Source organism: Bacillus siamensis KCTC 13613 (genome assembly GCF_000262045.1).
In the GTDB taxonomy this organism is placed as follows: domain Bacteria; phylum Bacillota; class Bacilli; order Bacillales; family Bacillaceae; genus Bacillus; species Bacillus siamensis.
Window position 1 is genome coordinate 266,483 of record NZ_AJVF01000039.1, and the last position, 20,870, is coordinate 287,352.

Annotated in this window: 23 protein-coding genes; 22 read left to right on the forward strand and 1 reads right to left on the reverse strand. The window is 46.4% G+C overall.

Features of this window, described 5'->3' with window-relative positions:
• Nucleotides 1-326 precede the first annotated feature (326 nt).
• From Y79_RS0109960 to Y79_RS0109980, 5 genes are all read left to right on the forward strand, one after another.
• Nucleotides 327-1,133, forward strand: coding sequence for a glycosyltransferase family 2 protein (locus Y79_RS0109960; RefSeq protein ID WP_016937538.1), 807 nt, complete (start codon nucleotides 327-329; stop codon nucleotides 1,131-1,133).
• 15 nt (nucleotides 1,134-1,148) lie between these two features.
• Complete coding sequence (locus Y79_RS0109965; protein ID WP_016937539.1) at nucleotides 1,149-1,832, forward strand: uracil-DNA glycosylase; 684 nt, start codon at nucleotides 1,149-1,151, stop codon at nucleotides 1,830-1,832.
• Nucleotides 1,833-1,890: 58 nt separating this feature from the next.
• Entirely contained in the window at nucleotides 1,891-2,313 is a 423-nt protein-coding gene (locus Y79_RS0109970) for a YwdI family protein (RefSeq protein ID WP_029575290.1), read from the forward strand.
• Nucleotides 2,314-2,331: 18 nt separating this feature from the next.
• Nucleotides 2,332-3,651, forward strand: a complete 1,320-nt coding sequence (locus Y79_RS0109975; RefSeq protein WP_016937541.1) for a purine/pyrimidine permease — start codon at nucleotides 2,332-2,334, stop codon at nucleotides 3,649-3,651.
• 62 nt (nucleotides 3,652-3,713) lie between these two features.
• A complete protein-coding gene (locus tag Y79_RS0109980) occupies nucleotides 3,714-4,085 on the forward strand; it encodes a DUF423 domain-containing protein (RefSeq protein ID WP_003150969.1) in 372 nt (123 codons plus the stop codon).
• Nucleotides 4,086-4,131: 46 nt separating this feature from the next.
• Here Y79_RS0109980 and gerQ read toward each other — a convergent pair whose 3' ends face one another.
• Nucleotides 4,132-4,680, reverse strand: coding sequence for a spore coat protein GerQ (gene gerQ / locus Y79_RS0109985; RefSeq protein ID WP_016937542.1), 549 nt, complete (start codon nucleotides 4,678-4,680; stop codon nucleotides 4,132-4,134).
• Between the two features lie 278 nt (nucleotides 4,681-4,958).
• On the opposite strand from gerQ, the gene Y79_RS0109990 reads away from it, so the two are divergent.
• The 17 genes from Y79_RS0109990 to Y79_RS0110065 all read left to right on the forward strand — a co-directional run bounded on the left by Y79_RS0109990 (nucleotide 4,959) and on the right by Y79_RS0110065 (nucleotide 20,869).
• The gene (locus Y79_RS0109990; RefSeq protein WP_016937543.1) at nucleotides 4,959-5,729 is read left to right on the forward strand and encodes a glycosyltransferase family 2 protein; all 771 of its coding nucleotides are present in this window, start codon (nucleotides 4,959-4,961) and stop codon (nucleotides 5,727-5,729) included.
• Between the two features lie 4 nt (nucleotides 5,730-5,733).
• The gene (locus tag Y79_RS0109995) at nucleotides 5,734-7,158 is read left to right on the forward strand and encodes a capsular polysaccharide export protein, LipB/KpsS family (RefSeq protein ID WP_016937544.1); all 1,425 of its coding nucleotides are present in this window, start codon (nucleotides 5,734-5,736) and stop codon (nucleotides 7,156-7,158) included.
• Between the two features lie 22 nt (nucleotides 7,159-7,180).
• Nucleotides 7,181-8,350 (forward strand): DegT/DnrJ/EryC1/StrS family aminotransferase, encoded by a 1,170-nt coding sequence (locus tag Y79_RS0110000; protein ID WP_016937545.1) that lies wholly within the window; start codon nucleotides 7,181-7,183, stop codon nucleotides 8,348-8,350.
• The gene (locus tag Y79_RS0110005; RefSeq protein ID WP_016937546.1) at nucleotides 8,351-9,214 is read left to right on the forward strand and encodes a GNAT family N-acetyltransferase; all 864 of its coding nucleotides are present in this window, start codon (nucleotides 8,351-8,353) and stop codon (nucleotides 9,212-9,214) included. It begins immediately after the preceding gene.
• Nucleotides 9,214-10,335, forward strand: coding sequence for an N-acetylneuraminate synthase family protein (locus tag Y79_RS0110010; protein WP_016937547.1), 1,122 nt, complete (start codon nucleotides 9,214-9,216; stop codon nucleotides 10,333-10,335). The genes Y79_RS0110005 and Y79_RS0110010 overlap by 1 nt, the downstream gene beginning before the upstream one ends.
• Nucleotides 10,328-11,068 (forward strand): cytidylyltransferase domain-containing protein, encoded by a 741-nt coding sequence (locus Y79_RS0110015; protein ID WP_016937548.1) that lies wholly within the window; start codon nucleotides 10,328-10,330, stop codon nucleotides 11,066-11,068. Before Y79_RS0110010 ends, Y79_RS0110015 begins: the two co-directional genes overlap by 8 nt.
• 1 nt (nucleotide 11,069) lies before the next feature.
• Nucleotides 11,070-12,074, forward strand: coding sequence for a PseG/SpsG family protein (locus Y79_RS0110020; protein WP_016937549.1), 1,005 nt, complete (start codon nucleotides 11,070-11,072; stop codon nucleotides 12,072-12,074).
• Between the two features lie 27 nt (nucleotides 12,075-12,101).
• Nucleotides 12,102-12,839, forward strand: coding sequence for a sugar phosphate nucleotidyltransferase (locus Y79_RS0110025; protein ID WP_016937550.1), 738 nt, complete (start codon nucleotides 12,102-12,104; stop codon nucleotides 12,837-12,839).
• Nucleotides 12,840-12,841: 2 nt separating this feature from the next.
• Complete coding sequence (gene rfbB / locus Y79_RS0110030) at nucleotides 12,842-13,789, forward strand: dTDP-glucose 4,6-dehydratase (RefSeq protein ID WP_016937551.1); 948 nt, start codon at nucleotides 12,842-12,844, stop codon at nucleotides 13,787-13,789.
• A 20-nt stretch (nucleotides 13,790-13,809) separates the two neighbouring features.
• On the forward strand, nucleotides 13,810-14,658 hold the full coding sequence (gene rfbD, locus Y79_RS0110035; protein WP_016937552.1) for a dTDP-4-dehydrorhamnose reductase: 849 nt from the start codon (nucleotides 13,810-13,812) through the stop codon (nucleotides 14,656-14,658).
• A complete protein-coding gene (locus tag Y79_RS0110040) occupies nucleotides 14,655-15,110 on the forward strand; it encodes a dTDP-4-dehydrorhamnose 3,5-epimerase family protein (protein ID WP_029575291.1) in 456 nt (151 codons plus the stop codon). Before rfbD ends, Y79_RS0110040 begins: the two co-directional genes overlap by 4 nt.
• Before the next feature lie 324 nt (nucleotides 15,111-15,434).
• Nucleotides 15,435-16,361: an ABC transporter ATP-binding protein gene (locus Y79_RS0110045; protein WP_016937554.1), complete on the forward strand. Its 927-nt coding sequence runs from the start codon at nucleotides 15,435-15,437 to the stop codon at nucleotides 16,359-16,361.
• A 65-nt stretch (nucleotides 16,362-16,426) separates the two neighbouring features.
• The gene (locus tag Y79_RS0110050) at nucleotides 16,427-17,131 is read left to right on the forward strand and encodes an ABC transporter permease (RefSeq protein WP_016937555.1); all 705 of its coding nucleotides are present in this window, start codon (nucleotides 16,427-16,429) and stop codon (nucleotides 17,129-17,131) included.
• Between the two features lie 176 nt (nucleotides 17,132-17,307).
• A complete protein-coding gene (locus Y79_RS1000000121725) occupies nucleotides 17,308-17,508 on the forward strand; it encodes a DUF4097 family beta strand repeat-containing protein (protein ID WP_235714291.1) in 201 nt (66 codons plus the stop codon).
• 206 nt (nucleotides 17,509-17,714) lie between these two features.
• Nucleotides 17,715-18,413 (forward strand): response regulator transcription factor, encoded by a 699-nt coding sequence (locus Y79_RS0110055; RefSeq protein WP_016937556.1) that lies wholly within the window; start codon nucleotides 17,715-17,717, stop codon nucleotides 18,411-18,413.
• 1 nt (nucleotide 18,414) lies between these two features.
• Complete coding sequence (locus Y79_RS0110060; protein ID WP_016937557.1) at nucleotides 18,415-19,350, forward strand: sensor histidine kinase; 936 nt, start codon at nucleotides 18,415-18,417, stop codon at nucleotides 19,348-19,350.
• Between the two features lie 232 nt (nucleotides 19,351-19,582).
• A complete protein-coding gene (locus Y79_RS0110065) occupies nucleotides 19,583-20,869 on the forward strand; it encodes a Glu/Leu/Phe/Val family dehydrogenase (RefSeq protein WP_016937558.1) in 1,287 nt (428 codons plus the stop codon).
• Nucleotide 20,870 lies beyond the last annotated feature (1 nt).

The window sequence follows — 20,870 nt, forward strand, 5'->3', positions numbered from 1 at the left end:
CTCCCGATCACAATACGAAAGGCTTAGAGGAATGATTTGACAGTGAGGGATGCGCGCTTGTCCCGCCGGCTTTTGTCTGTTTGTGCACGTGCTATGCGATGGTGTTGGTGCCTGTTTATCAATCAAAACTTTGGAATGTCATGGAGGCGGGCAGACTTAATGCCAAGGCGCTTTGCGCTGTTTGGGGAGATCTTCTGATCATTCTGGTTTTGCTGGCGGGCATGACCATGATTTGTTTCTGAATGGGCTGAAATCAAAAATCCCCCCTGATCTCTCCGCCGCTTTATGTTTTAATAGAACATGAGAAAAAGCAGAAGGAGCGGATCATGAATATATCAATTGTCATAGTCACGTATAATCGGATTCCGGCTTTATGTGAGCTGCTGGAGTCGATTTCCAATCAGACCGTAAAGCCTTATGAAGTAATCATCGTAAATGATGCCGGGGAATCAGTCGAGGAGGCGAAGAAGCTGTACAGCGATCTGCCGATTCAGATTATTGATTTAGAACAGAATGCCGGACATGTGGAAGCGCGGAACGCCGGTGTGAAAAAAGCGTCAGGTGATTGTATCATGCTGTGCGATGATGATGATTTCATTACGCCGTGCCATTTGGAAAGAATGGCGGCTGAGCTCGCTGATGCTGACTTGGTTCATTCTGATGCGGAAATTGTGTCATTTGAAGAACGGGACAACACGAGATTTCCGGTTTCACGAAAGCCATTCGCCTATACGGCCGATTATGAGGATATGCGGGTGTTTTCCACGTATGTCCCGTCAGGCAGCATGTACAAGCGTTCTCTGCATGACACGTTAGGATATTTTGATCCGGATGTCCATAATTACTGGGACTGGGATTTTTATTTACGCGCTGCGAAACAGCACCGTGTGAAGCGTGTTCCTTGCGCGAGCGTCATATATGCGTTTTTTGAGGGAGGCGGCAATCAGTCTGCGGACCTCGGCGCAAAACGGAAGCAGTACTTAGACCGGCTAAGCGAAAAGCATGGGCTTGGGGAGCTCCCGACGAAAAATTTCGCGGTTCTTCTTGAAGAGCCGGACATGAAGAGGCGGGAGGCCCCGACGGACATTGTGTGGGACGGAAAGCCCGTCTATTCAAGACTGCACACTTCATAAGGGGGGACGGACAGTTTGAAACAGCTTTTAAAGGACAGCTGGTGGAATCAGCTGAAAGATGAATTCGACAAACCGTATTATCAAGAGCTGAGAGAGATGCTGAAACAAGAATACCGCAGCCAAACGGTGTATCCTGACAGCCATGATATTTTTAATGCCTTGCATTATACGTCCTATGAGGATGTAAAAGCGGTCATTCTCGGGCAGGATCCGTATCACGGGCCCGGACAGGCGCACGGGCTTAGTTTTTCCGTTCAGCCCGGCGTCAGACAGCCGCCGTCTTTGAAAAATATTTTCATAGAGCTTCAGGATGATATCGGCTGCCCCGTACCGAATCACGGATCACTTGTCAGCTGGGCGGAGCAGGGAGTGCTTTTGTTAAACACAGTGCTTACGGTTCGCCGCGGTCAGGCCAATTCCCACAAAGGCAAGGGGTGGGAGCGGCTCACTGACCGCATCATTGATGTGGTGAATGAAAGAGAAAAGCCGATCGTCTTTATCTTGTGGGGACGTCACGCACAGATGAAAAAAGAGCGTATTGACACATCGAAACACATTATTATCGAATCGACTCATCCGAGCCCGTTTTCGGCAAGGAACGGTTTTTTCGGGAGCAGACCGTTTTCCCGGACAAACGCCGCCCTTGAAAAAATGGGGGAACAGCCGATCGACTGGTGCATTCCCGACTTGCCGCAATAAATGGTGTTTTGAGGCGCTTCCGCCCGGCGGAAGCGTCTTTTTTGACGTTCCGGGCGGTATGTTGTCAGAAAAAATAACAAACTCAATTCTGCGATTGGTTCAGAAATTTGATAAAATGCAGGAAGAAGACAAATTACTGTTGGAGGATTTACTCATGAACATACATATCTCTGCTTTGATTCAGAAGATGGAAGAAGAACTGAGGCAGGCGAAAACGGCATCCCGCGCCGAGGATGTCAAAATGCACGCGGCCGCCATCCGCTCTTTGTGTGACGTCGTGCTCGGCACCCAGACGGATACCGCTCAGGCGCCTGTGCAGAATCCGATTCCGAAAGCGGTGCCGAAGCCTTCCGCGTCACCTTCGACAGACCCGCTTCTGCTTGAAAAAATGATGGGCAGCGCCGGGCTGAGCCAATATCAGAAAAAAGCGAAAGACGAACGTGAGGAAGACGGAAACGGGGATTCCATTTTCGATTTTTAACAGGAGAGGTTGATTGATTTGAAACTGATACTCGGGGGGTTGCAATGGACGGCATTCATGATTGCGGCTGCAATTGTGGTTCCTGTCGCCATCGCACAATCATTTCACTTGAACCATGCTGATTCTGCCGTATTGATTCAGAGCACATTTTTTGTGCTTGGCGTCGCTGCGGTTATCCAATGTCTTCAGGGCCATCGTCTGCCGATTAATGAAAGTCCGGCAGGCTTATGGTGGGGCGTATACACGATTTACGGCGGATTGACGGGCACGGTGTTTGCGACATTCGGCGAGACGCTGCGAGCGCTGCAGGGGGCGCTGTTATTAAGCGCTGTCTTTTTCTTTTTGTTCAGCCTTTTTAAAGTGATTGAACGGCTGGCCGTATTGTTTACACCGGTAGTGACGGGCGTGTATCTGCTGCTTTTGGTCATGCAGCTGAGTCAGCCGATTGTGAAAGGCCTTTTGGGCATCGGCTATTTAAAAAACAGCGTCGACGGTCTTGTCTTCGGGCTCGCCATGGTTGTGACGGCTGCGATGTTCATCATGTCCCGATCAAATGTTACTTTTTTAAGGCAGTATGCGATTCTTCTTTCGCTTGCCGGCGGCTGGCTCTTGTTTGCCGTCTTCGGCGCTGCCAGACCGATTCAAATACCGGACCGCATGATTCAGCTTCCGACTCTCTTTCCGTTTGGAAAACCTGCGTTCGACAGCGGGCTGATCATTACGTCACTCTTCATTACAGTGCTTTTGATTGTCAATATGCTCGCGAGCATCAGAGTTGTTGAAGCGGCTGTGAAAAAATTCGGCGGCACCGTGGGGAAGCGGCGTGAGCGTCCGGCCGGGTTTGCGGCCTCGATCAGCCACCTTTTAAGCGGACTTTCGGGAGGCATTGCGCCTGTGCCGATCTCAGGGGCGGCCGGTTTTATTGAGACGACGAAGCTTCCTTCGAAAAAGCCGTTTCTTTTGGGCAGTGTATTTGTCATCATCATCAGTATGATCCCATTATTTATGAATGCGTTTGCGAGTCTGCCCTCACCGGTCGGCTTTGCGGTAAACTTCGTCGTTTTCTCAACAATGGCGGGTCTTGCCTTTACAGAGTTTGATTCTTATGAGAAAGCGGAGCAAAAACGAATTCGTTCCATTATCGGTCTGGCACTTCTGACGGGAGTCGGGGTGATGTTTGTGCCGGAGAGCGCATTATCAGGGATGCACCCGATCCTGATTTCGCTCTTAAGCAACGGCCTTGTGCTGGGGACGCTGCTGGCGATCGCGATTGACCGAACCCAGCTTATCAAAAAGAAAAAATCCGACAATCTCGTGTCATCGGAGGACGGACGTTGAATTTTGCCGATGTTGGGTTATGATTGAAATGGAAACTTTAACGAAAAGGCGGGAGAAAATAGATGAAAGTGTTTATTATTCTGGGCGCGATTAACGCCTTATTGGCAGTGGCGCTGGGCGCTTTCGGCGCACACGGGCTTGAAGGGAAAATCCCCGATAAATATCTGCAGGTATGGCACACAGGCGTGCAATATCATATGTATCACGCGCTCGGCCTTCTGGCTGTCGCCTTTTTGGCCGAGAAGCTCTCCGGCGCAGGCAGCGTTTCGGTTGCAGGCTGGCTGATGTTTGCGGGCATCGTTCTGTTTTCAGGAAGCCTGTACGTATTGAGCGTGACTCAGATTTCCATTCTCGGAGCGATTACACCGCTCGGCGGCGTGGCGTTTATTATTTCATGGATCATGATTATCGTCGCAGCCGTCAAATATTTATAAAGAAAAAAAGCCAATCCTCTGCCAAGTGAGCGATTGGCTTTTTGCTTTATCTCGGAGAATAGGAAGACATGGAGAACGGGTAAGTATAGGCAATTTCTTCATCAAACGTGATGTAATCAAGGTAAATGGTCAAAAGCAGATAGCGGGTGCCCGTTTTCGGGTCGCTGATAATGATATGGTCACGCCCCGCCGCCTCAATCACACCGCGGAAAATCTTTGAATTCCATTCTTTGCTGTTTTCAAATGTCATATAAATCGTCGCTGTTTTGCCCCGGTTCAACCGCAGAATATTTTCAATGTATGATTCTTCAATCGGCAGCATGCCGGGAACGCTTTGTGATGATGATGGACCCGACGGGATCTGAAACCCGCCGCCCTGCTGCTGCGGCTGGCCGGAGAACCCTCCGCCGAAGCCCTGCTGGCTTTGCTGCATCGGCATTGGCATTGGCATTTGCTGCTGCATCGGCATCATCTGTGATCCTTGGCCCTGAGGCTGCGGATAAGGATTAGGCCCGAGCTGCGGCTGGTATCCCTGCATATCCATTCCCATCCCCATCCCCTGCATTTGCTGATATTGATTCTTTTTCGGTTTCATATTGTTCCTCCTTTGATGAAAACCTCTTGGTGCTGGAACCTCCTGACAAGTATCAGACAGCCTTAAATCGGCTGCCGTTTTTATCTATTCCACCATATGAGCCCATAGAAAGATTTATGCAAAAAAAGAAACACGCTTCCTTTAGTCCGGCCATCAAAGCCGGCTTTTTTGTGTGAAGAAAAGCTGACTTTTCACACAATAGTCTGTAATCCTAGCGCATCTTTGACATAAGAAACATATGATAGCGGTAGTTTCAGGTACGTAAAGGGGGTGACGAGTTGCCTAAAGTGTCAGTGATCATGACGAGCTATAACAAAAGTGACTATGTGGCCCGCTCTATTAAAAGTATTCTGTCCCAGACGTTTACAGACTTTGAGCTTTTTATTATGGATGACAACTCAAATGAAGCGACATTGGCGGAAATACGCCCTTTTCTCACCGATCCCCGCGTCCGGTTTTATCAAAGCGATGTATCGGGCGTCAAAGAAAGGACGGAAAAAACACGCTACGCCGCCTTGATTAATCAGGCAATAGAAATGGCGGAGGGCGAGTATGTGACGTATGCGACCGACGACAACACATATGTGCCGGACCGGCTTGAGAAAATGGTGAAAGAGCTTGATGCCGATCCGGAAAAAGCCGTTGTGTATTCAAGTTCCAAAACCTATCATCTGAATCAGCAGAAGGAGACGGTGAAGGAAACGGCCAGGCCCGCCGACCGGATCGTATGGAATGCGCCGTGTGCCATTGACCATTGCTCAGTCATGCATCGGTTTTCCGTGTTGGAACAGGTCAAATCGGCATTCGGTTCCTATTGGGATGAAAGCCCCGCGTTTTACCGCATCGGTGATGCCCGTTTCTTCTGGAGGGTGAATCATTTTTATCCGTTTCACCCGATTTCTGAGGAGCTTGATATCAATTATATTACCGATCAATCCATTCATTATCAGCTTTTCGCGGCGGAAAAAAATGAGTTTGTGAGCAGCCTTCCGCAGCAGGCCACGTGCCGGGAGCTGAGGGAATCATTAAAAAAGCTTGGAAAGGGGTGAGGGCTTGTCGGCATACTTAGCGAACTATTGGGTGCTGTACCGGCAGTATATTGACCTTTTTCAGTCACTTCGCTACAAAGACATTCCGCTCGCGTTGATCAGTAATTTTTATCAATATATCAGCCCGGCGCTTCGTGAGAGCATGGAACAGAACCCAGAGCTTTTCGGTTCCGCCGACCGGCATATTCCTGAAGCCGATATTCAGTCTTATTTTGATCAAAAGAAGCAATCCATTAAGAAAACAGGTGAGAAACCGGTAAATGGAAAACTCATTCTGCATTTCGACCATCTTCGGTTCACCGAGGAAAATTACCGGCAGTTTGATCCGGCAAAAACAGCGGTACTGGCCAGATGGAGTCTGCCTGACCATCACGGGCTTCCCGTTATCTGCAAATTGGAATTGGCAGGAATGGGCCAAAAAGGGAACCCCGTCCCCTATATTGAAAAAGCCCATGCCATTCTGAAAGAGCTGCACAGCCATCCCGCTTTCGGAAACAGAGAATTTCAGGAGCGATTATATAAAGATATTCCTTTATTTATTGAAGCGATTGATGCGCTTGATATTTTGTTTACGGCTGAGCCCATTTCCGCCGTTGTGGTCGGCACAACAGAGGATATTTACAGCCGTGTGCTGGCGCTGATGTGTGCGAAAAAAAACGCCGTCAGCATCTGTCTTCAGCACGGAGCGCTCATGGGAGATGAAGCGTTTCTGCCCGTGTTTACGGACTATCAGGCTGTATTCGGGGCTTATGAAGCGGAGTGGTATAAAGCGAAGGGCTGCAGGGATGAACAAATCATCATCACGGGGCATCCCCGCTTCGATGAGATCTTCTCAAGAGAACCGATAGATAAAGACACGTTTTACCGCAAGCTTTCCTTTCTCCCGTCGCAGCGGACGGTGCTGATCGCCACGCAGCCGTTCTCTGATGACTTTTACACGAGGGTGCTTGATGAACTTGTCAAGCATAAGAACATGCAGCTCATTATTAAACCGCATCCGTGGGAAATCGGCAAAAACAAGCTGGATGCTTACAATCAGGTGCTGCGGAAATACAAAGCCGGCAAAATCATCAAGAAAGAAATGGGGCTTTACGATATTCTCCCGTATGTTGACGCCGCGGTGACACAGACATCAACGGTCGGTCTTGAAGCAATGCTGTTTCAAAAACCCGTGCTGATCGGAAAATCAGCGGGAACCCGCCAATACCCTTATTATCATTCACTCGGGGAATTTGCCTTTGAGGACCCGCAGGCACTGGCTCAGGAATTAATCCGGGTATGCGAAAGCCCCGCAGCATATCAAAAGGCGGAACAGGCGCGCCGGGCTTTTATCGCGGCGAACTACCCGGTTCAGGATTCGCTTGCGGCTTTATGTCAGGTGCTTCAGGAAAAAACCGGAGTTGGCTTCAAAAAGGCTGACTCGTCATAAAAACGATAGGAGCGCAAAGAAAATGGTGCAAAAAAGATCAGCTTTTCTTCCCTATTCATTGCCCATGATCGGGAAGGACGAAATTCAGGAGGTTATTGATACGCTAGAAACGGGCTGGCTTTCAAAGGGACCGAAAGTGGAGGCGTTTGAAAAAGCTTTTGCCGCCTGGACGGGAGCAAAGCACGCGATCGCGCTGAACTCATGTACCGCCGCTTTGTTTTTGGCCTTGAAAGCGAAAGGAATCGGTCCCGGCGACGAGGTCATCACGTCTGCCGTGACGTTCAGTTCAACAGCCAATACCATCGTGCATACAGGCGCCGTTCCGGTGTTTGTTGATATTGACCCGCTTACGCTGAATGCGGACCCTGAGAACATTGAGGCGGCCGTCACTCCGCGGACAAAGGCGATTGTGCCCGTTCATTTCGCCGGCCAGTCGTGTGATATGGATCGGATTCTGGCCATCGCTAAAAAGCATCAGCTGTTTGTCTTAGAGGATGCCGCACATGCCGTGTACACCACGTATAAACAGAAAATGGTCGGATCAATCGGGGACGCGACGGCATTCAGTTTCTACGCGACAAAGAACCTGGCAACCGGTGAAGGCGGCATGCTGACGACCGATGATGACGGGCTTGCCGATCAGATCAGGGTGCTCAGCCTTCACGGGATGAGCAAAGGCGCGTGGAACCGCTATTCTTCAAACGGAAGCTGGTATTACGAGGTCGAAGCGCCCGGCTATAAAATGAATATGTTTGACCTTCAGGCAGCGCTTGGGCTTCACCAGCTGAAACGGATTGACAGCATGCAGCAAAGAAGGGCTGAAATTGCAAGCCGCTACCAGGACGCTTTCAGAGACATGAAAGGGCTGACCGTCCCATATGTCAGTGATGACGGGCGGCATGCATGGCATTTGTATGTTCTTCAAATAGAGGAGCAGGAAACCGGGATCAGCCGGAACGATCTGATTTCCGCTTTAAAAGATCAATATAACATCGGCACAAGCGTTCATTTTATTCCGGTTCCGTTTCATCCGTATTATCAAAAAACGTACGGATATAAGGAAACTGATTTTCCGGCCGCGGCCGCGTATTATCACCGCACCGTATCACTCCCTCTTTATCCGTCAATGACAGATGACGATGTTGAATACGTCATTGCGGCCGTTACGGATATCATCAAAGGGGCTGATTAGGTGTACAGACTGAAGAGAAATCTTGCACAGGATGTGATTCAAGCTTTTCTGCAACAGAAGGGCATTCAGCCGGAGGCCTATGAGTCGTCACTCTGTTTATTGGAAGAAAACAGCCTTCAAGGCGTGATTTTATATGAGAGCTCTTCGTGGGAAAGTCAATTGTTCCAAAAAAAAATCATCAATGTGAAGCTTGCAGCCGCAAACAGCACCGGTCAGCTCAAAAGGCTGTTTCAGGAATTTTACGCGTCAAGGCGGGCGGACGGCACTGATTTTATATTTATTAAAATACCGGCTGAGGATGTCGGCGCGATGCAGGTCGTGCAGCAGCTTCCAAATGCTTGTTTTGTCGGGAGTCTGTTCAAACTCGTCAGCCCGGTGCGTGTATTTAACAGCACGCCGCCATTTGAGATTGCAGAAGCCGGTCCCGGCGACGCGGAAGCGATCAGCCGGCTGGCCCGAGATGCCTTTACAAAAAGCAGGTATTATCAGGACCCCCATCTCAGCTATGAAAGTGCAAACCGCCTGTTTGAAGAGTGGGCGCGGAATAACGCGGAAGGCAGGGCTTCGTTACAATTCGCCGCCAAATATAAGGGAGAGACCGTGGGCTTTGTGCAGGGGCTTTCTAAAGGCGATGAATTCGTCCTTGATCTGATGGCGGTAAAGCCGGGATTTGAAGGAAAAGGAGCGGGATACCATTTAGCGGCGCGCATTATTGAACAATCACTGCGCTTTCAGCATAAGACTGTATCAGCGGGCACGCAGCTCCACAATGTAAGAGCCATCCGTTTGTATGAACGAATGGGCTTTAAAGCGGATGCATCTTATTATTACTATCATGTGTGGCCCGGGAAGGGGGCGGACTGATGGCATCATGCAAAATCGGATCGAAGTCAATCGGCGGAGATTCGCCCGTTTTCATTATCGCCGAAGCCGGGATTAATCATGACGGAAAACTGAACCAGGCGTTTGAATTGATAGATGCGGCCAGTGAGGCCGGCGCGGATGCGGTCAAGTTCCAAATGTTTCAGGCTGACAAAATGTATCAGAAAGACCCCGGTCTATACAAAACCGCTGCGGGAAAAGACGTCTCTATTTTTTCACTCGTGCAATCAATGGAAATGCCCGCTGAATGGATCGAACCGCTGCTTGAATATTGTAAGAAAAAAGGCGTGCTGTTTTTAAGCACGGTATGTGACGAAGGCTCTGCCGACTTACTCTATGCGACTTCCCCGCCCGCCTTTAAAATCGCCTCCTACGAGCTGAATCATCTGCCGTTATTGAAATATGTGGCGGGGCTGAAGACCCCGATTATCTTTTCAACCGCGGGTGCTGATATTTCAGATATTCAGGAGGCTTATCAAACCATTACCGGCGAGGGGAACAAAGAAATTGCAATCATGCACTGTGTGGCGAAATATCCCGCTCCGCCTGAACACAGCAATCTGAGCGTCATTCCCATGCTTGCCGCCGCTTTCCCTGATGCTGTGATCGGTTTTTCTGACCACAGCGCGCATCCGTATGATGTGCCGTGCGCGGCTGTCAGGCTCGGAGCGAAACTGATTGAAAAGCATTTTACGATCGACAAAAATCTGCCCGGCGCTGATCACTCCTTCGCCCTCAACCCGGATGAATTAAAAGAAATGGTTGCGGCGATCCGGTCAGTTGAACAAGAGCTGCGGCAGGGGCATCACGCTCCGGTGCCGGAAATGCTGTCGGGAAGCTCCCATAAGACCACGACACCGATTGAAGGGGATATCAGAAAATTCGCTTACAGAGGCATTTTTTCAACAGCGCCGATTCAAAAAGGCGAATGTTTTACGGCGGATAATCTTGCCGTCCTTCGTCCCGGCCAAAAACCGCAGGGGCTTCACCCGAGGTATTTTGAGCTTTTAATTGACGGGGCGCGTGCGGTCAGGGATATCCCTGCCGACACGGGTATCACTTGGGATGACCTTTTGACGAAAGGCAGCTCTTATGATGACTGACATTTTGTTCATCATTCAGGCGCGGATGGGGAGCGGGCGTCTTCCCGGCAAAGTGCTGAAACCGATCGGCGGGTATACCATCCTCGATATGATTGTCAAAAGGGTTCGGCAAAGCGCGTATTATGATCAAGCGCGGGATAATTTGATTGTGGCCACGTCCGACAGCAAGACCGACGACATTCTGTACGCGCACTGCCTCAGTAAGCACTACCGGGTGCACCGGGGCAGCGAACAGCGCGTGCTTGATCGGTTTGCGCAAGTCATTGAACAAGTAAAACCGGCCATCGCAGTCAGACTGACTGGGGATAACCCGTTTGTCGACCCTTCGCTGCTTGATGTTCTGATTCAATCGCATTCAGACCAGCATGCAGACTACACGTATATCAGCGGTACGGCGCTCGGCATCGGCGGCGAGGCGGTTAACGCGCGCCTCCTAACGGAGATCAATGCCGACAAAACGCTGGCAGACAAATATCAGGAGCATGTCACGCTTTTAATTAGAGAATCTCCTGAGAGGTACCGGCTGCTTTTTCCCGAACCCCCGCAGGAACTCCGGGCTCCTCATTTGCGGCTGACCGTCGATACCGAAGAGGACTACAGGCTGGCCCGCGAGCTATACGAAAAAGCAGGCTCGCACCCTGATATTCCGGCAAAAGAATTGATTCATCTGCTGAATAGCGATCCTGAACTCAGGGCCATTAATCAAATGATCCGGCAAAAAGAGGCTGATTAGGATGCGGGTTTTGATATTCGCAGATGGGGGCCGTGAAATCGGTATGGGGCACGCCGTCAGGATGAAGCTGCTTGCCGGCGCCATTTTGAATAAATGCTCAATCACGTTTTACACCAATAAAGAGGCTTCTTCATACCTGTCTGCTGATCAATGGGAAGTGATCATCAAGCCTGACACGGGACAGAAGGAATTTATTGTCCGGGAAATAAACAGGCAGGCTCCTGACATGCTCATATTCGACGTGCTTGATATGCCTTCTGACTGGCTTGAAGAAATCAGACGGCATTCATCGGCACGCATCGTCTTATTTGAAGAAAAGCGGGAGCATGTCATTCATTTATGTGATGCCGTCATAAACGGCATATATGGCGGGCTGAAAAGCCGGACAATGAAAATGGGCAGAGCCGTTATATATGAAGGCCCGGAATATATCATTCTTCATCCGGAATTTGAAAAAGCCAAACAGCTCTATCAGCTGAGAAAAGAATGCCGGACCATTTTGATTTCTTTAGGAGGAAGCGATCCGAAGAAGCTTGTCTTTAAAGTGATAGAAGCATGCCGCCGGATTCCGGATATTCATCGAAAACAAGTGATTATTGTCATGGGCGGAGCTGCGGCTCACGCTGATGACGTGCGCACGCTTATCGCGCAAATGCCTTATGCCGAGATGGTAAGGCAGACAAATGACATGGCCGCACTTCTTACGAGGGCTGATATGGCCGTCGTGTCCGGCGGCATCACTTTATATGAAACCATTTGTACGGGTGTGCCCTGCATCGTTCTTTCTCAAGTGGCGCATCAAACCGTGACGGCTGAAAAATTCGCCGCACGCGGCGGCGCCGTTCATCTCGGCCTGGGAGAACACACCCCGGCGGACGTGCTCGCTCGGCATATGTCTGAGCTGGCTGCTGATTATCCGAGACGGCTCGGGCTTCATCAGAACGGAACGCCGCTGGTTGACGGGAGAGGCATCAAACGGGCGGCGGCGATTCTTTATGATTTGTGATAAAACCACACGTAAGGAAGTGTTCATGTGAAAGGTGTTATCTTAGCCGGAGGTACTGGCTCGCGCCTTATGCCGCTGACGAAAGCGGTTAATAAGCATTTACTCCCTGTCGGTCCGTACCCGATGATTTACTGGTCGATCATGAAGCTGGAAGAAGCGGGAATTACGGATATATTGCTGATTACGCAAAAAGAGTATATTCCGCAATTTCATAAGCTTCTTGAAACCGGAGAAGAGCTCGGCGTGTCGATCACATACCAGGTTCAGCCCGCCGCATCAGGGATTTCGGACGGTTTATCGTACGCAAAGCGGTTCACCGGACGCGACCCCTTCGTCCTGCTGTTAGGAGATAATATTTTCGAAGATTCATTAAAACCTTATACGGAACGTTTCGCACAGCAGGGAAAAGGGGCAAAAGTGCTGCTGAAAGAAGTTGACGATCCGGAGCGCTTCGGCATCGCCGAAATTGATGAAGAAAACAAACGGATCAAGTCGATCATTGAAAAGCCGGAGCATCCGCCGACCAGCTTATGTGTCACAGGGATTTACATGTACGACGCAGAAGTGTTTTCTTATATTGAACAAATTTCTCCATCAAAACGCGGCGAACTGGAAATTACCGATGTCAATAATTTATACATTGAACACAGCGAGCTGACGTATGATGTGTTAACGGGCTGGTGGGTGGATGCAGGCACGCATGAATCGCTCTATCTCGCCGGAAGCCTGGCGCAGCAGGCAATACAGAAAGGACAGGAACATTAATCATGCCAAAATCATATTTAATTACAGGCGGCGCAGGATTTATCGGCCTTACCTTTACAAACATGATGCTGAAAGAAACGGACGCGCAGATTACCGTCCTGGATAATCTCACGTATGCAAGCAGGCCGCTTGAAATAGAAGCCTTAAAAAAGCACGGCCGTTTCCGTTTTATCAAAGGTGACATCTCCAAAAAAGAAGACATTGATAAAGCCTTTTCCCAAATGTATGACGCTGTCATTCATTTTGCGGCTGAATCCCATGTAGACAGAAGCATTAATCAGGCAGAGCCGTTTATCACAACAAATGTGATGGGCACATACAGACTGGCGGACGCGGTGTTACAGGGCAAGGCCGGCAGGCTGATTCACATTTCCACAGACGAGGTGTACGGAGATTTGGGGCCGGATGATCCCGCTTTCACAGAGACGACGCCGCTTTCTCCAAACAATCCGTATTCCGCAAGCAAGGCGGGCTCAGACCTGCTCGTCATGTCTTATGTGAAAACCCATAAGCTCCCTGCGATCATCACGAGATGCAGCAACAATTACGGGCCTTACCAGCATCACGAGAAAATGATTCCGACCATTATCAGGCACGCCGTAAACGGTACGCCGGTTCCGCTGTACGGCGACGGGATGCAGATCAGAGACTGGCTGTTTGCCGAGGATCATTGCCGCGCCATTAAGCTCGTGCTGGAAAACGGAACGCTCGGTGACATTTATAATATCGGCGGCGGAAATGAACGGACGAATAAAGATCTGGCTGCATTTATCATGAAGGAGCTCGGAGTGGAGGAGCGGTTTGTTCATGTCGAAGATAGAAAAGGGCATGACCGCCGTTACGCCATCAATGCCTCAAAGCTGAAAAATGAGCTGGGCTGGCGGCAGCAGGTCACATTTGAAGAAGGAATGAGAAGAACCATTCGCTGGTATACAGACAGCCAAGACTGATCGGAAAGAAGGGGATCCGATTGACGAAGGTATTAGTAACCGGAGCTGCCGGCCAGCTGGGGCGGGAATTATGCCGCCTGCTGAAGCGGGAAGGGTATGAGGTGATCGCCCTGACAAAAGCGATGATGAATATATCCGACCAGCGTTCGGTGCGGCACTCATTCAGCCATTACAAGCCGGATATCGTCGTCAATACGGCGGCATACACCTCCGTTGACAAATGTGAAACGGAGCTCGACAAAGCGTATTTAATAAACGGAATCGGCGCTTATTATGCCGCGCTTGAGGCTGAAAACACCGGAGCGAGATTCATTCACATCAGTACCGATTACGTTTTCAGCGGCAAAGGAACACGGCCTTATCGGACGGATGATCCCGCAGACCCCGGCACGATTTACGGAAAAAGCAAAAAACTCGGTGAAGAACTGATCCGGTTAACGGGAAAAAATCATACCATTATCAGAACATCGTGGGTGTACGGCAGCGGCGGGCATAACTTTGTCAATACAATGCTGAAGCTTGCGGATACACATAAACAAGTGCGTGTCGTCAATGACCAAGTCGGCTCGCCGACGTATACAAAGGATTTAGCCGAAACGGTGATCGGTCTGTTTGACAGGCCGCCGGGCACGTACCACGCCGCAAACAGCGGAGTGTGCAGCTGGTATGAATTCGCCAAGGCCATTTTTGAAGAAAGCGGCAGGAACGCCGCCGTGCTGCCCGTGACGACGGAGGAATACGGAAATGAGACGCCGCGTCCCGCTTACTCGGTGTTAAGCCTTGAGTCGATCGAACGGCAGGGGCTCGGCATGAGGCACTGGCGGGATGCGCTGCGTGATTATTTACAAAGGGAGGGGCAATGCAAGTGATCGAAGGCGTAAAAATCAAAAAGCTGACCAAACACAGTGACGACCGGGGTTTCTTTTCAGAACTCGTCCGCGACGATGAACATCTCTTGGAGCGATTCGGGCAGGCTTCCTGGTCCAAAAGCTATCCCGGCGTCATTAAAGCATTTCACTATCACGAGAAACAGGATGACCTGTGGTTTTTCCCGACGGGCCACGCCCAGGTCGTGCTGCATGACCTTCGCGAAGAGTCAGCAACCAAGGGAGAAACGGATGTCTACTACATGGGAGAAGACAATCCGATGCTCCTTCTCATTCCCAAAGGTGTCGCGCACGGGTACAGAGTGCTGGGAGAAACGCCGCTGACCATTATTTATTTCACGACAATGTCCTACAATCCGGATCAGCCGGATGAAAAAAGAATCCCATGGAACGACGAAACCATCGGATTTGATTGGCAGACGGCCCATCGGTAGCGTACAAGACGAAGACAGCGGATGTCTTCGTTTTTGTGTTTGCCGGTGAATAAGATACGACCGCCCGCTATATCATGATTGCTGGCCTGAAGAACAATTTCATCAAAAATGTCTTGGAAGATGGCGGACAGTTAGGGACCTGAAATTTAAGAGATCCTCCCTTTCTTCTCCTATGGACATCATGCATCCTAAAAAACAAAAAATGATTTACAGAATGGGGATAAGATTTAATTAGAAAAATCTTAAGAAAAAAGTAATATTTGCTTAAGAGAAAAGAGAACTTTCCTTTATATAGTAGGAGTATATAGGGAAAGGGGAAAGCGAATGACATACATCTTAAAAACGAGTCAGCTTACAAAATCATTTAAAGGAAAAGAAGTTGTTTCCGGAGTTAATATGCACGTAAAAAAAGGAGAAATTTATGGATTTTTGGGGCCGAATGGTGCAGGTAAAACAACCATTATGAAAATGATTACAAATTTAATCAAGCCTACAAGTGGTGAAATCGAAATTTTCGGTGAGAAATTAACAGATACATCATTTGAAGTTTTAAAAAGAATGGGCACCATTATTGAATATCCCATTTTCTATGACAACCTCACTGCTAAAGAAAATTTAGATTTCCATTGTGAATATATGGGCTATTACGATAAAAAATCCATCGACCACGCTATCGAGCTTGTAAAGTTACATAATATTGATAATAAAAAAGTGAAAGAGTTTTCTTTAGGAATGAAACAAAGGTTAGGAATAGCCAGAGCTATTTCTACAAGACCAGAACTTCTCATTTTAGACGAGCCAATTAATGGCCTGGATCCAATAGGTATAAAAGAGTTGAGGGATCTCTTTAAGTTACTTTGCAGAGAATATGGAATTACATTATTAGTCTCCAGTCACATTTTAGCCGAAATGGAACAAATGTCAGATACTATTGGTATCATACAGAATGGCAAGTTAATAAAAGAAGTTTCTATGAAGAGTATAAACGGAAAACAAACAGAGTATATAGAGGTAAAAGTCCAAAATATAAAAAAAGCGTTATATATTTTAGAGCAAAATCTGGGGATAAGAAATTTTAAAATGATTGATCAACAATTAATTCGGATCTATGAAACAGCAGTTACACAACAAGAAATCTCTAAAGCACTTATTCTGAATGACATTGGTATAGAAAGTATAAATAAAAAACACAGTTCTTTAGAAGAATACTTCTTAAATTCTATGAATGGAGAGGGAATACACACTAGATAGAATGCCCGTCTGTGTTATGCACTTTATTTGCATTGTCTTAAATTCTTCTGCTGGAGGCTATTAGCATGTTAAAACTTATGAAATTAGAGTACAAAAAACATCACTTATCACAGTATTTTAAATGGGTGGCACTTTGGATATTCATCATCTTTGCCTTAGCGGCTCTTATGGGATGGGAATCTAAAAATGAAAATGAACTTATGTTTCGTGATTATGCAGATTTTATATCTCTAACTAATATTCTTATTAGAATTGTATTTATTAGTTTTTCTGCTGTGATTTTATCCCGTTTAGTTATTGATGAATATAAAAATAAAACAATACAATTGCTGTTTACTTATCCTTTACAAAGAAAAAAATTAATGCAAGCTAAACTATCTATTGTCTTCCTATTCTGCTTTGTAAGTATTGTTATTGCTACTTTTGTTATTAACTTGTTAATTCTCTTCGTGAGTCCGCACTTATATTTATTCGAGAAGCCTGTTGAAATGAGTGAAGTTATTTCCGCTATGCCATCGACTCTTCTCACCGCTTTTATGATGGGAGGAGTGAGTCTGATTCCTTTATTTTTCGGCATGAGAAAAAAATCAACTGCTGCTACAATCACTTGGGCTGTCATAATCGGGTTCTTTATTAATGCAACAGTTTCCGACGGAGGAGAAACAGTCAGTTTAAGTCAATTTATTATCATTCCAATTATACTTTGTTTATTTGGTCTTTCAGTGGGTTATCTTTCTTACCGTAAAATAGAACAAAAAGATTTAATATAAGTGAGGAGAAATTACATATTGAAGAAAATTATGGCGATGTCAAGGATTTACTTTTGGAAAACAGGGCGGCACAATCTATATTAATGTTCCCGATTCAGGTATGAACAATATTGAAATAACCCAGTAGTTCTAATGTAAAGGTTTCTTCTATAGATGGGACGGTTTCAATCAAGGACATAACAAAAGGAAAATCTTTATCAGTAAATACGAAATCAGGAGATATAGGTGTATCTTATAAAAAAGCGCCAACTTCACTTGCTGTTTTTGCTCAGAGTAATTCTGATGTAACGCTTGATCTAGATGATGGCGTAAAACTGAAAAAAGGTGAAATTGGCGCGGGAAGTAATAAAGTAAGTCTATTTAGTGAAGATGGTTAGATAAAGGTTAGATAAAAAGAGAAAAACACAAGACAACAATTCCCGCTATTGAAGAATGGTTGTCTTATTTGTTTGTATTTAAAATGTTTTGGAGTATTTATCTCCTTTTGGATAAAAAAGAATTATAATGAGATTAATTATCTGTATATTGATTGAAATAAACAGTGAAATAAGAATATCAGTTTTATATTTAAGGAGCGGAAAGCTTGGGTTACAAAATATTAATTGTAGAAGACGACCAATTCATAAGCCATATGGTAAGCGAAAGCTTAACAAAAGAAGGGTTTGAAGTAACAGCAGCTTTTGAGGGTGAAGAAGCTTTAGACATATTGAACACACAAAAGTTTGAGGTTATATTATTGGATTTAATGCTTCCGAAGATAGATGGTATGGAATGTTTAAGAATGATTCGTTCTAAAAGCATGATTCCAGTTCTTATCATGTCTGCAAAAGATGAAGATGTAGATAAGGCACTTGGTCTCGGCCTTGGAGCTGATGATTATATTTCTAAACCTTTTTCTATGCTGGAAGTATTAGCTAGAATTAAAGCAACCATTAGAAGAGAAAGACACTATAAGAGCTCCCTGTCTCCAAAGGAAGAAAAAATCATTAAAATAGGTGATTTGAGTGTTGACCTGCATGGCTTTTCTGTTAAAAAATTCAATGAAAAGATTAATCTCACGGCAAAAGAATTTAATATTTTAAAACTCTTTATTTCTAATCCTTCACAAGTATATACTAAGGCTCAACTTTATAAATCCGTATGGGAAGATGAGTATCATGGAGATGAGAATGTAATTAATGTTCATATTAGACGGCTTAGAGAGAAAATTGAGGACGATCCATCTCATCCAATGTACATAAAAACTTTGTGGGGAATCGGTTATAAGTTGGGAGATTTTTAAATTGTTTTATATGTTGGTTATTTTATTCATATCCTCTGCAGCAGTAAATATATTTCTTTTCCGAAGCCGATTACATCTAAGGACTGAGATTAAATATATTAGAAATAAACTTCGAAAAGTTGTTAATGAAGAGACAGGCGAAAGATTATTGCTTAACACGGATGATAAATATATAAAATCCTTGTTAATTCAAATAAACCGTCTTTTAGACCATAATCAAAAGATCAAAGGGAACTACAATAGTATTGAACTGTCCATGCGAAAAATGTTATCAAATATTTCACACGATTTAAAGACGCCTTTAACAGTTATACTAGGTTATATTGAAATTATAAATAACGATAAAAGTCTGACTTCGGAAAAGATTATGAGTTTACTAAAAACAGTTAATTTAAAAACGGTCGAGGTATTAGCGCTAATAAACCGTTTTTTTGAACTTGTAAAATTAGAGTCAGGAGATAAAAAATTAAACTCTTCACGAATTGACATATGTGAAGTCAGCCGAAAAATAATTTTGGATTACTACGAAATTTTAATAAGCAAAGAATTTGAAGTAGTGATTGATATACCCGATGATCCTGTATTTGTTAGCGGAGATGAAGATGCAATTGAGAGGGTTCTAAATAATTTAATTACGAATGCAATTCAATATGGTTCTGATGGTAAGATGGTGGGTTTAAAGATCAGAATAACTGATCATGATGTTTTTGTAGAAATATCAGATAAAGGAAAAGGGATAAATGAAATGCATAAAGACCGTGTCTTTGAACGAATGTACACATTAGAGGACTCGAGAAACACCAATTATCAGGGAAGCGGATTGGGGCTGACAATTACTAAGAGATTAGTAGAGCAAATGGAAGGAAGTATATCTCTAAATAGTGTTCCCTTCAAAGAAACAACGTTTTCTGTACGTTTAAGACGTATTAGATTTTAATAAAAGCAATAATGTTTCTTCTGTATACGTCTTCAAATCTTCCTTTCTCTTTAATCTGAGAGGCTGACAACAGTCTCTTTTTTTATGCACAAAAGGCTGGCATGAATCTTGCATATAAAAAGGGACGTAACGACTATGTGAAAGGAACTGATGGGTCTTGGTGTAAAAACGCTTACAATTTGTTCTGCCGGTAATTGAAGCTTACACGTAAAATACGATGAGGTGATAAAACATGTCAGCCAACCCGCTTTCTAAAAGCAATCAGAAAGACGAAGAAAAAGAAGTTCTTGATTTGTTCCTGTCAACACAATCGATCATAAAAGAGGCCCTGCGCAAACTGGGCTATCCTGACAATATGTATGACCTGATGAAAGAGCCGATGCGGCTTTTGACCGTCCGCATTCCGGTCAAAATGGACAATGGATCAGTACAGGTTTTCACGGGCTACCGCTCGCAGCACAATGACGCTGTCGGCCCGACAAAAGGGGGCGTGCGGTTTCACCCGGAAGTCAGTGAGGAAGAGGTCAAGGCGCTTTCCATCTGGATGACCTTAAAATGCGGCATCACAAACCTTCCTTACGGGGGCGGAAAAGGCGGCATCATCTGTGATCCGCGGACAATGTCTTTCGGTGAACTGGAACGGCTGAGCCGCGGATATGTGCGGGCGATCAGCCAGATTGTCGGTCCGACAAAGGATATTCCGGCTCCCGACGTATATACCAACTCGCAGATTATGGCTTGGATGATGGACGAATACAGCCGCCTGAGAGAATTTGATTCACCGGGATTCATTACGGGCAAACCGATCGTTCTCGGCGGTTCACAAGGGCGGGAAACAGCGACCGCGCAAGGCGTCACGATTTGTATTGAGGAAGCCGTTAAGAAAAAAGGGATTCCATTGGAAAATGCGCGCATCATCATTCAGGGGTTCGGAAATGCGGGGAGCTTTCTCGCTAAATTTATGCATGACGCCGGCGCCAAGGTGATCGGCATCTCAGACGCTCATGGCGCTTTGTATGATCCTGACGGCCTTGACGTTAATTACTTGTTGGATAAGCGGGACAGCTTCGGCACGGTGACGAATCTCTTCTCAGATATCATAACGAACCGGGAGCTGCTGGAGAAAGACTGTGATATTCTCGTGCCTGCCGCAATCTCCAATCAGATTACAGCTGAAAACGCCCATCACATTAAAGCCTCAATCATTGTGGAAGCGGCGAACGGGCCGACAACGATAGACGCCACGAAAATTCTGAATGAAAGAGGCGTGCTTCTCGTGCCGGATATTTTGGCAAGCGCCGGCGGCGTGACGGTATCTTATTTTGAATGGGTGCAAAATAATCAAGGCTTTTACTGGTCTGAGGAGGAAGTCGCCGGAAAACTGCGCAGCGTCATGGTGAATTCGTTTGAATCCATTTATCAGACAGCGCATACCCACAAAGTCGATATGCGCTTGGCCGCCTATATGACGGGCATCAGAAAGTCGGCTGAAGCGGCCCGATTCCGCGGCTGGGTATAAG

Bases quoted from the DNA above. Each gene is read 5' to 3' on its own strand.
- Y79_RS0109960 (WP_016937538.1), top strand. From the start codon at position 327: ATGAATATATCAATTGTCATAGTCACGTATAATCGGATTCCGGCTTTA.
- Y79_RS0109970 (WP_029575290.1), top strand. From the start codon at position 1,891: ATGTTGTCAGAAAAAATAACAAACTCAATTCTGCGATTGGTTCAGAAA.
- Y79_RS0109980 (WP_003150969.1), top strand. From the start codon at position 3,714: ATGAAAGTGTTTATTATTCTGGGCGCGATTAACGCCTTATTGGCAGTG.
- gerQ (WP_016937542.1), bottom strand. From the start codon at position 4,680: ATGAAACCGAAAAAGAATCAATATCAGCAAATGCAGGGGATGGGGATG.
- Y79_RS0110000 (WP_016937545.1), top strand. From the start codon at position 7,181: ATGGTGCAAAAAAGATCAGCTTTTCTTCCCTATTCATTGCCCATGATC.
- Y79_RS0110010 (WP_016937547.1), top strand. From the start codon at position 9,214: ATGGCATCATGCAAAATCGGATCGAAGTCAATCGGCGGAGATTCGCCC.
- Y79_RS0110015 (WP_016937548.1), top strand. From the start codon at position 10,328: ATGACTGACATTTTGTTCATCATTCAGGCGCGGATGGGGAGCGGGCGT.
- Y79_RS0110020 (WP_016937549.1), top strand. From the start codon at position 11,070: ATGCGGGTTTTGATATTCGCAGATGGGGGCCGTGAAATCGGTATGGGG.
- rfbB (WP_016937551.1), top strand. From the start codon at position 12,842: ATGCCAAAATCATATTTAATTACAGGCGGCGCAGGATTTATCGGCCTT.
- Y79_RS0110045 (WP_016937554.1), top strand. From the start codon at position 15,435: ATGACATACATCTTAAAAACGAGTCAGCTTACAAAATCATTTAAAGGA.
- Y79_RS0110050 (WP_016937555.1), top strand. From the start codon at position 16,427: ATGTTAAAACTTATGAAATTAGAGTACAAAAAACATCACTTATCACAG.
- Y79_RS0110065 (WP_016937558.1), top strand. From the start codon at position 19,583: ATGTCAGCCAACCCGCTTTCTAAAAGCAATCAGAAAGACGAAGAAAAA.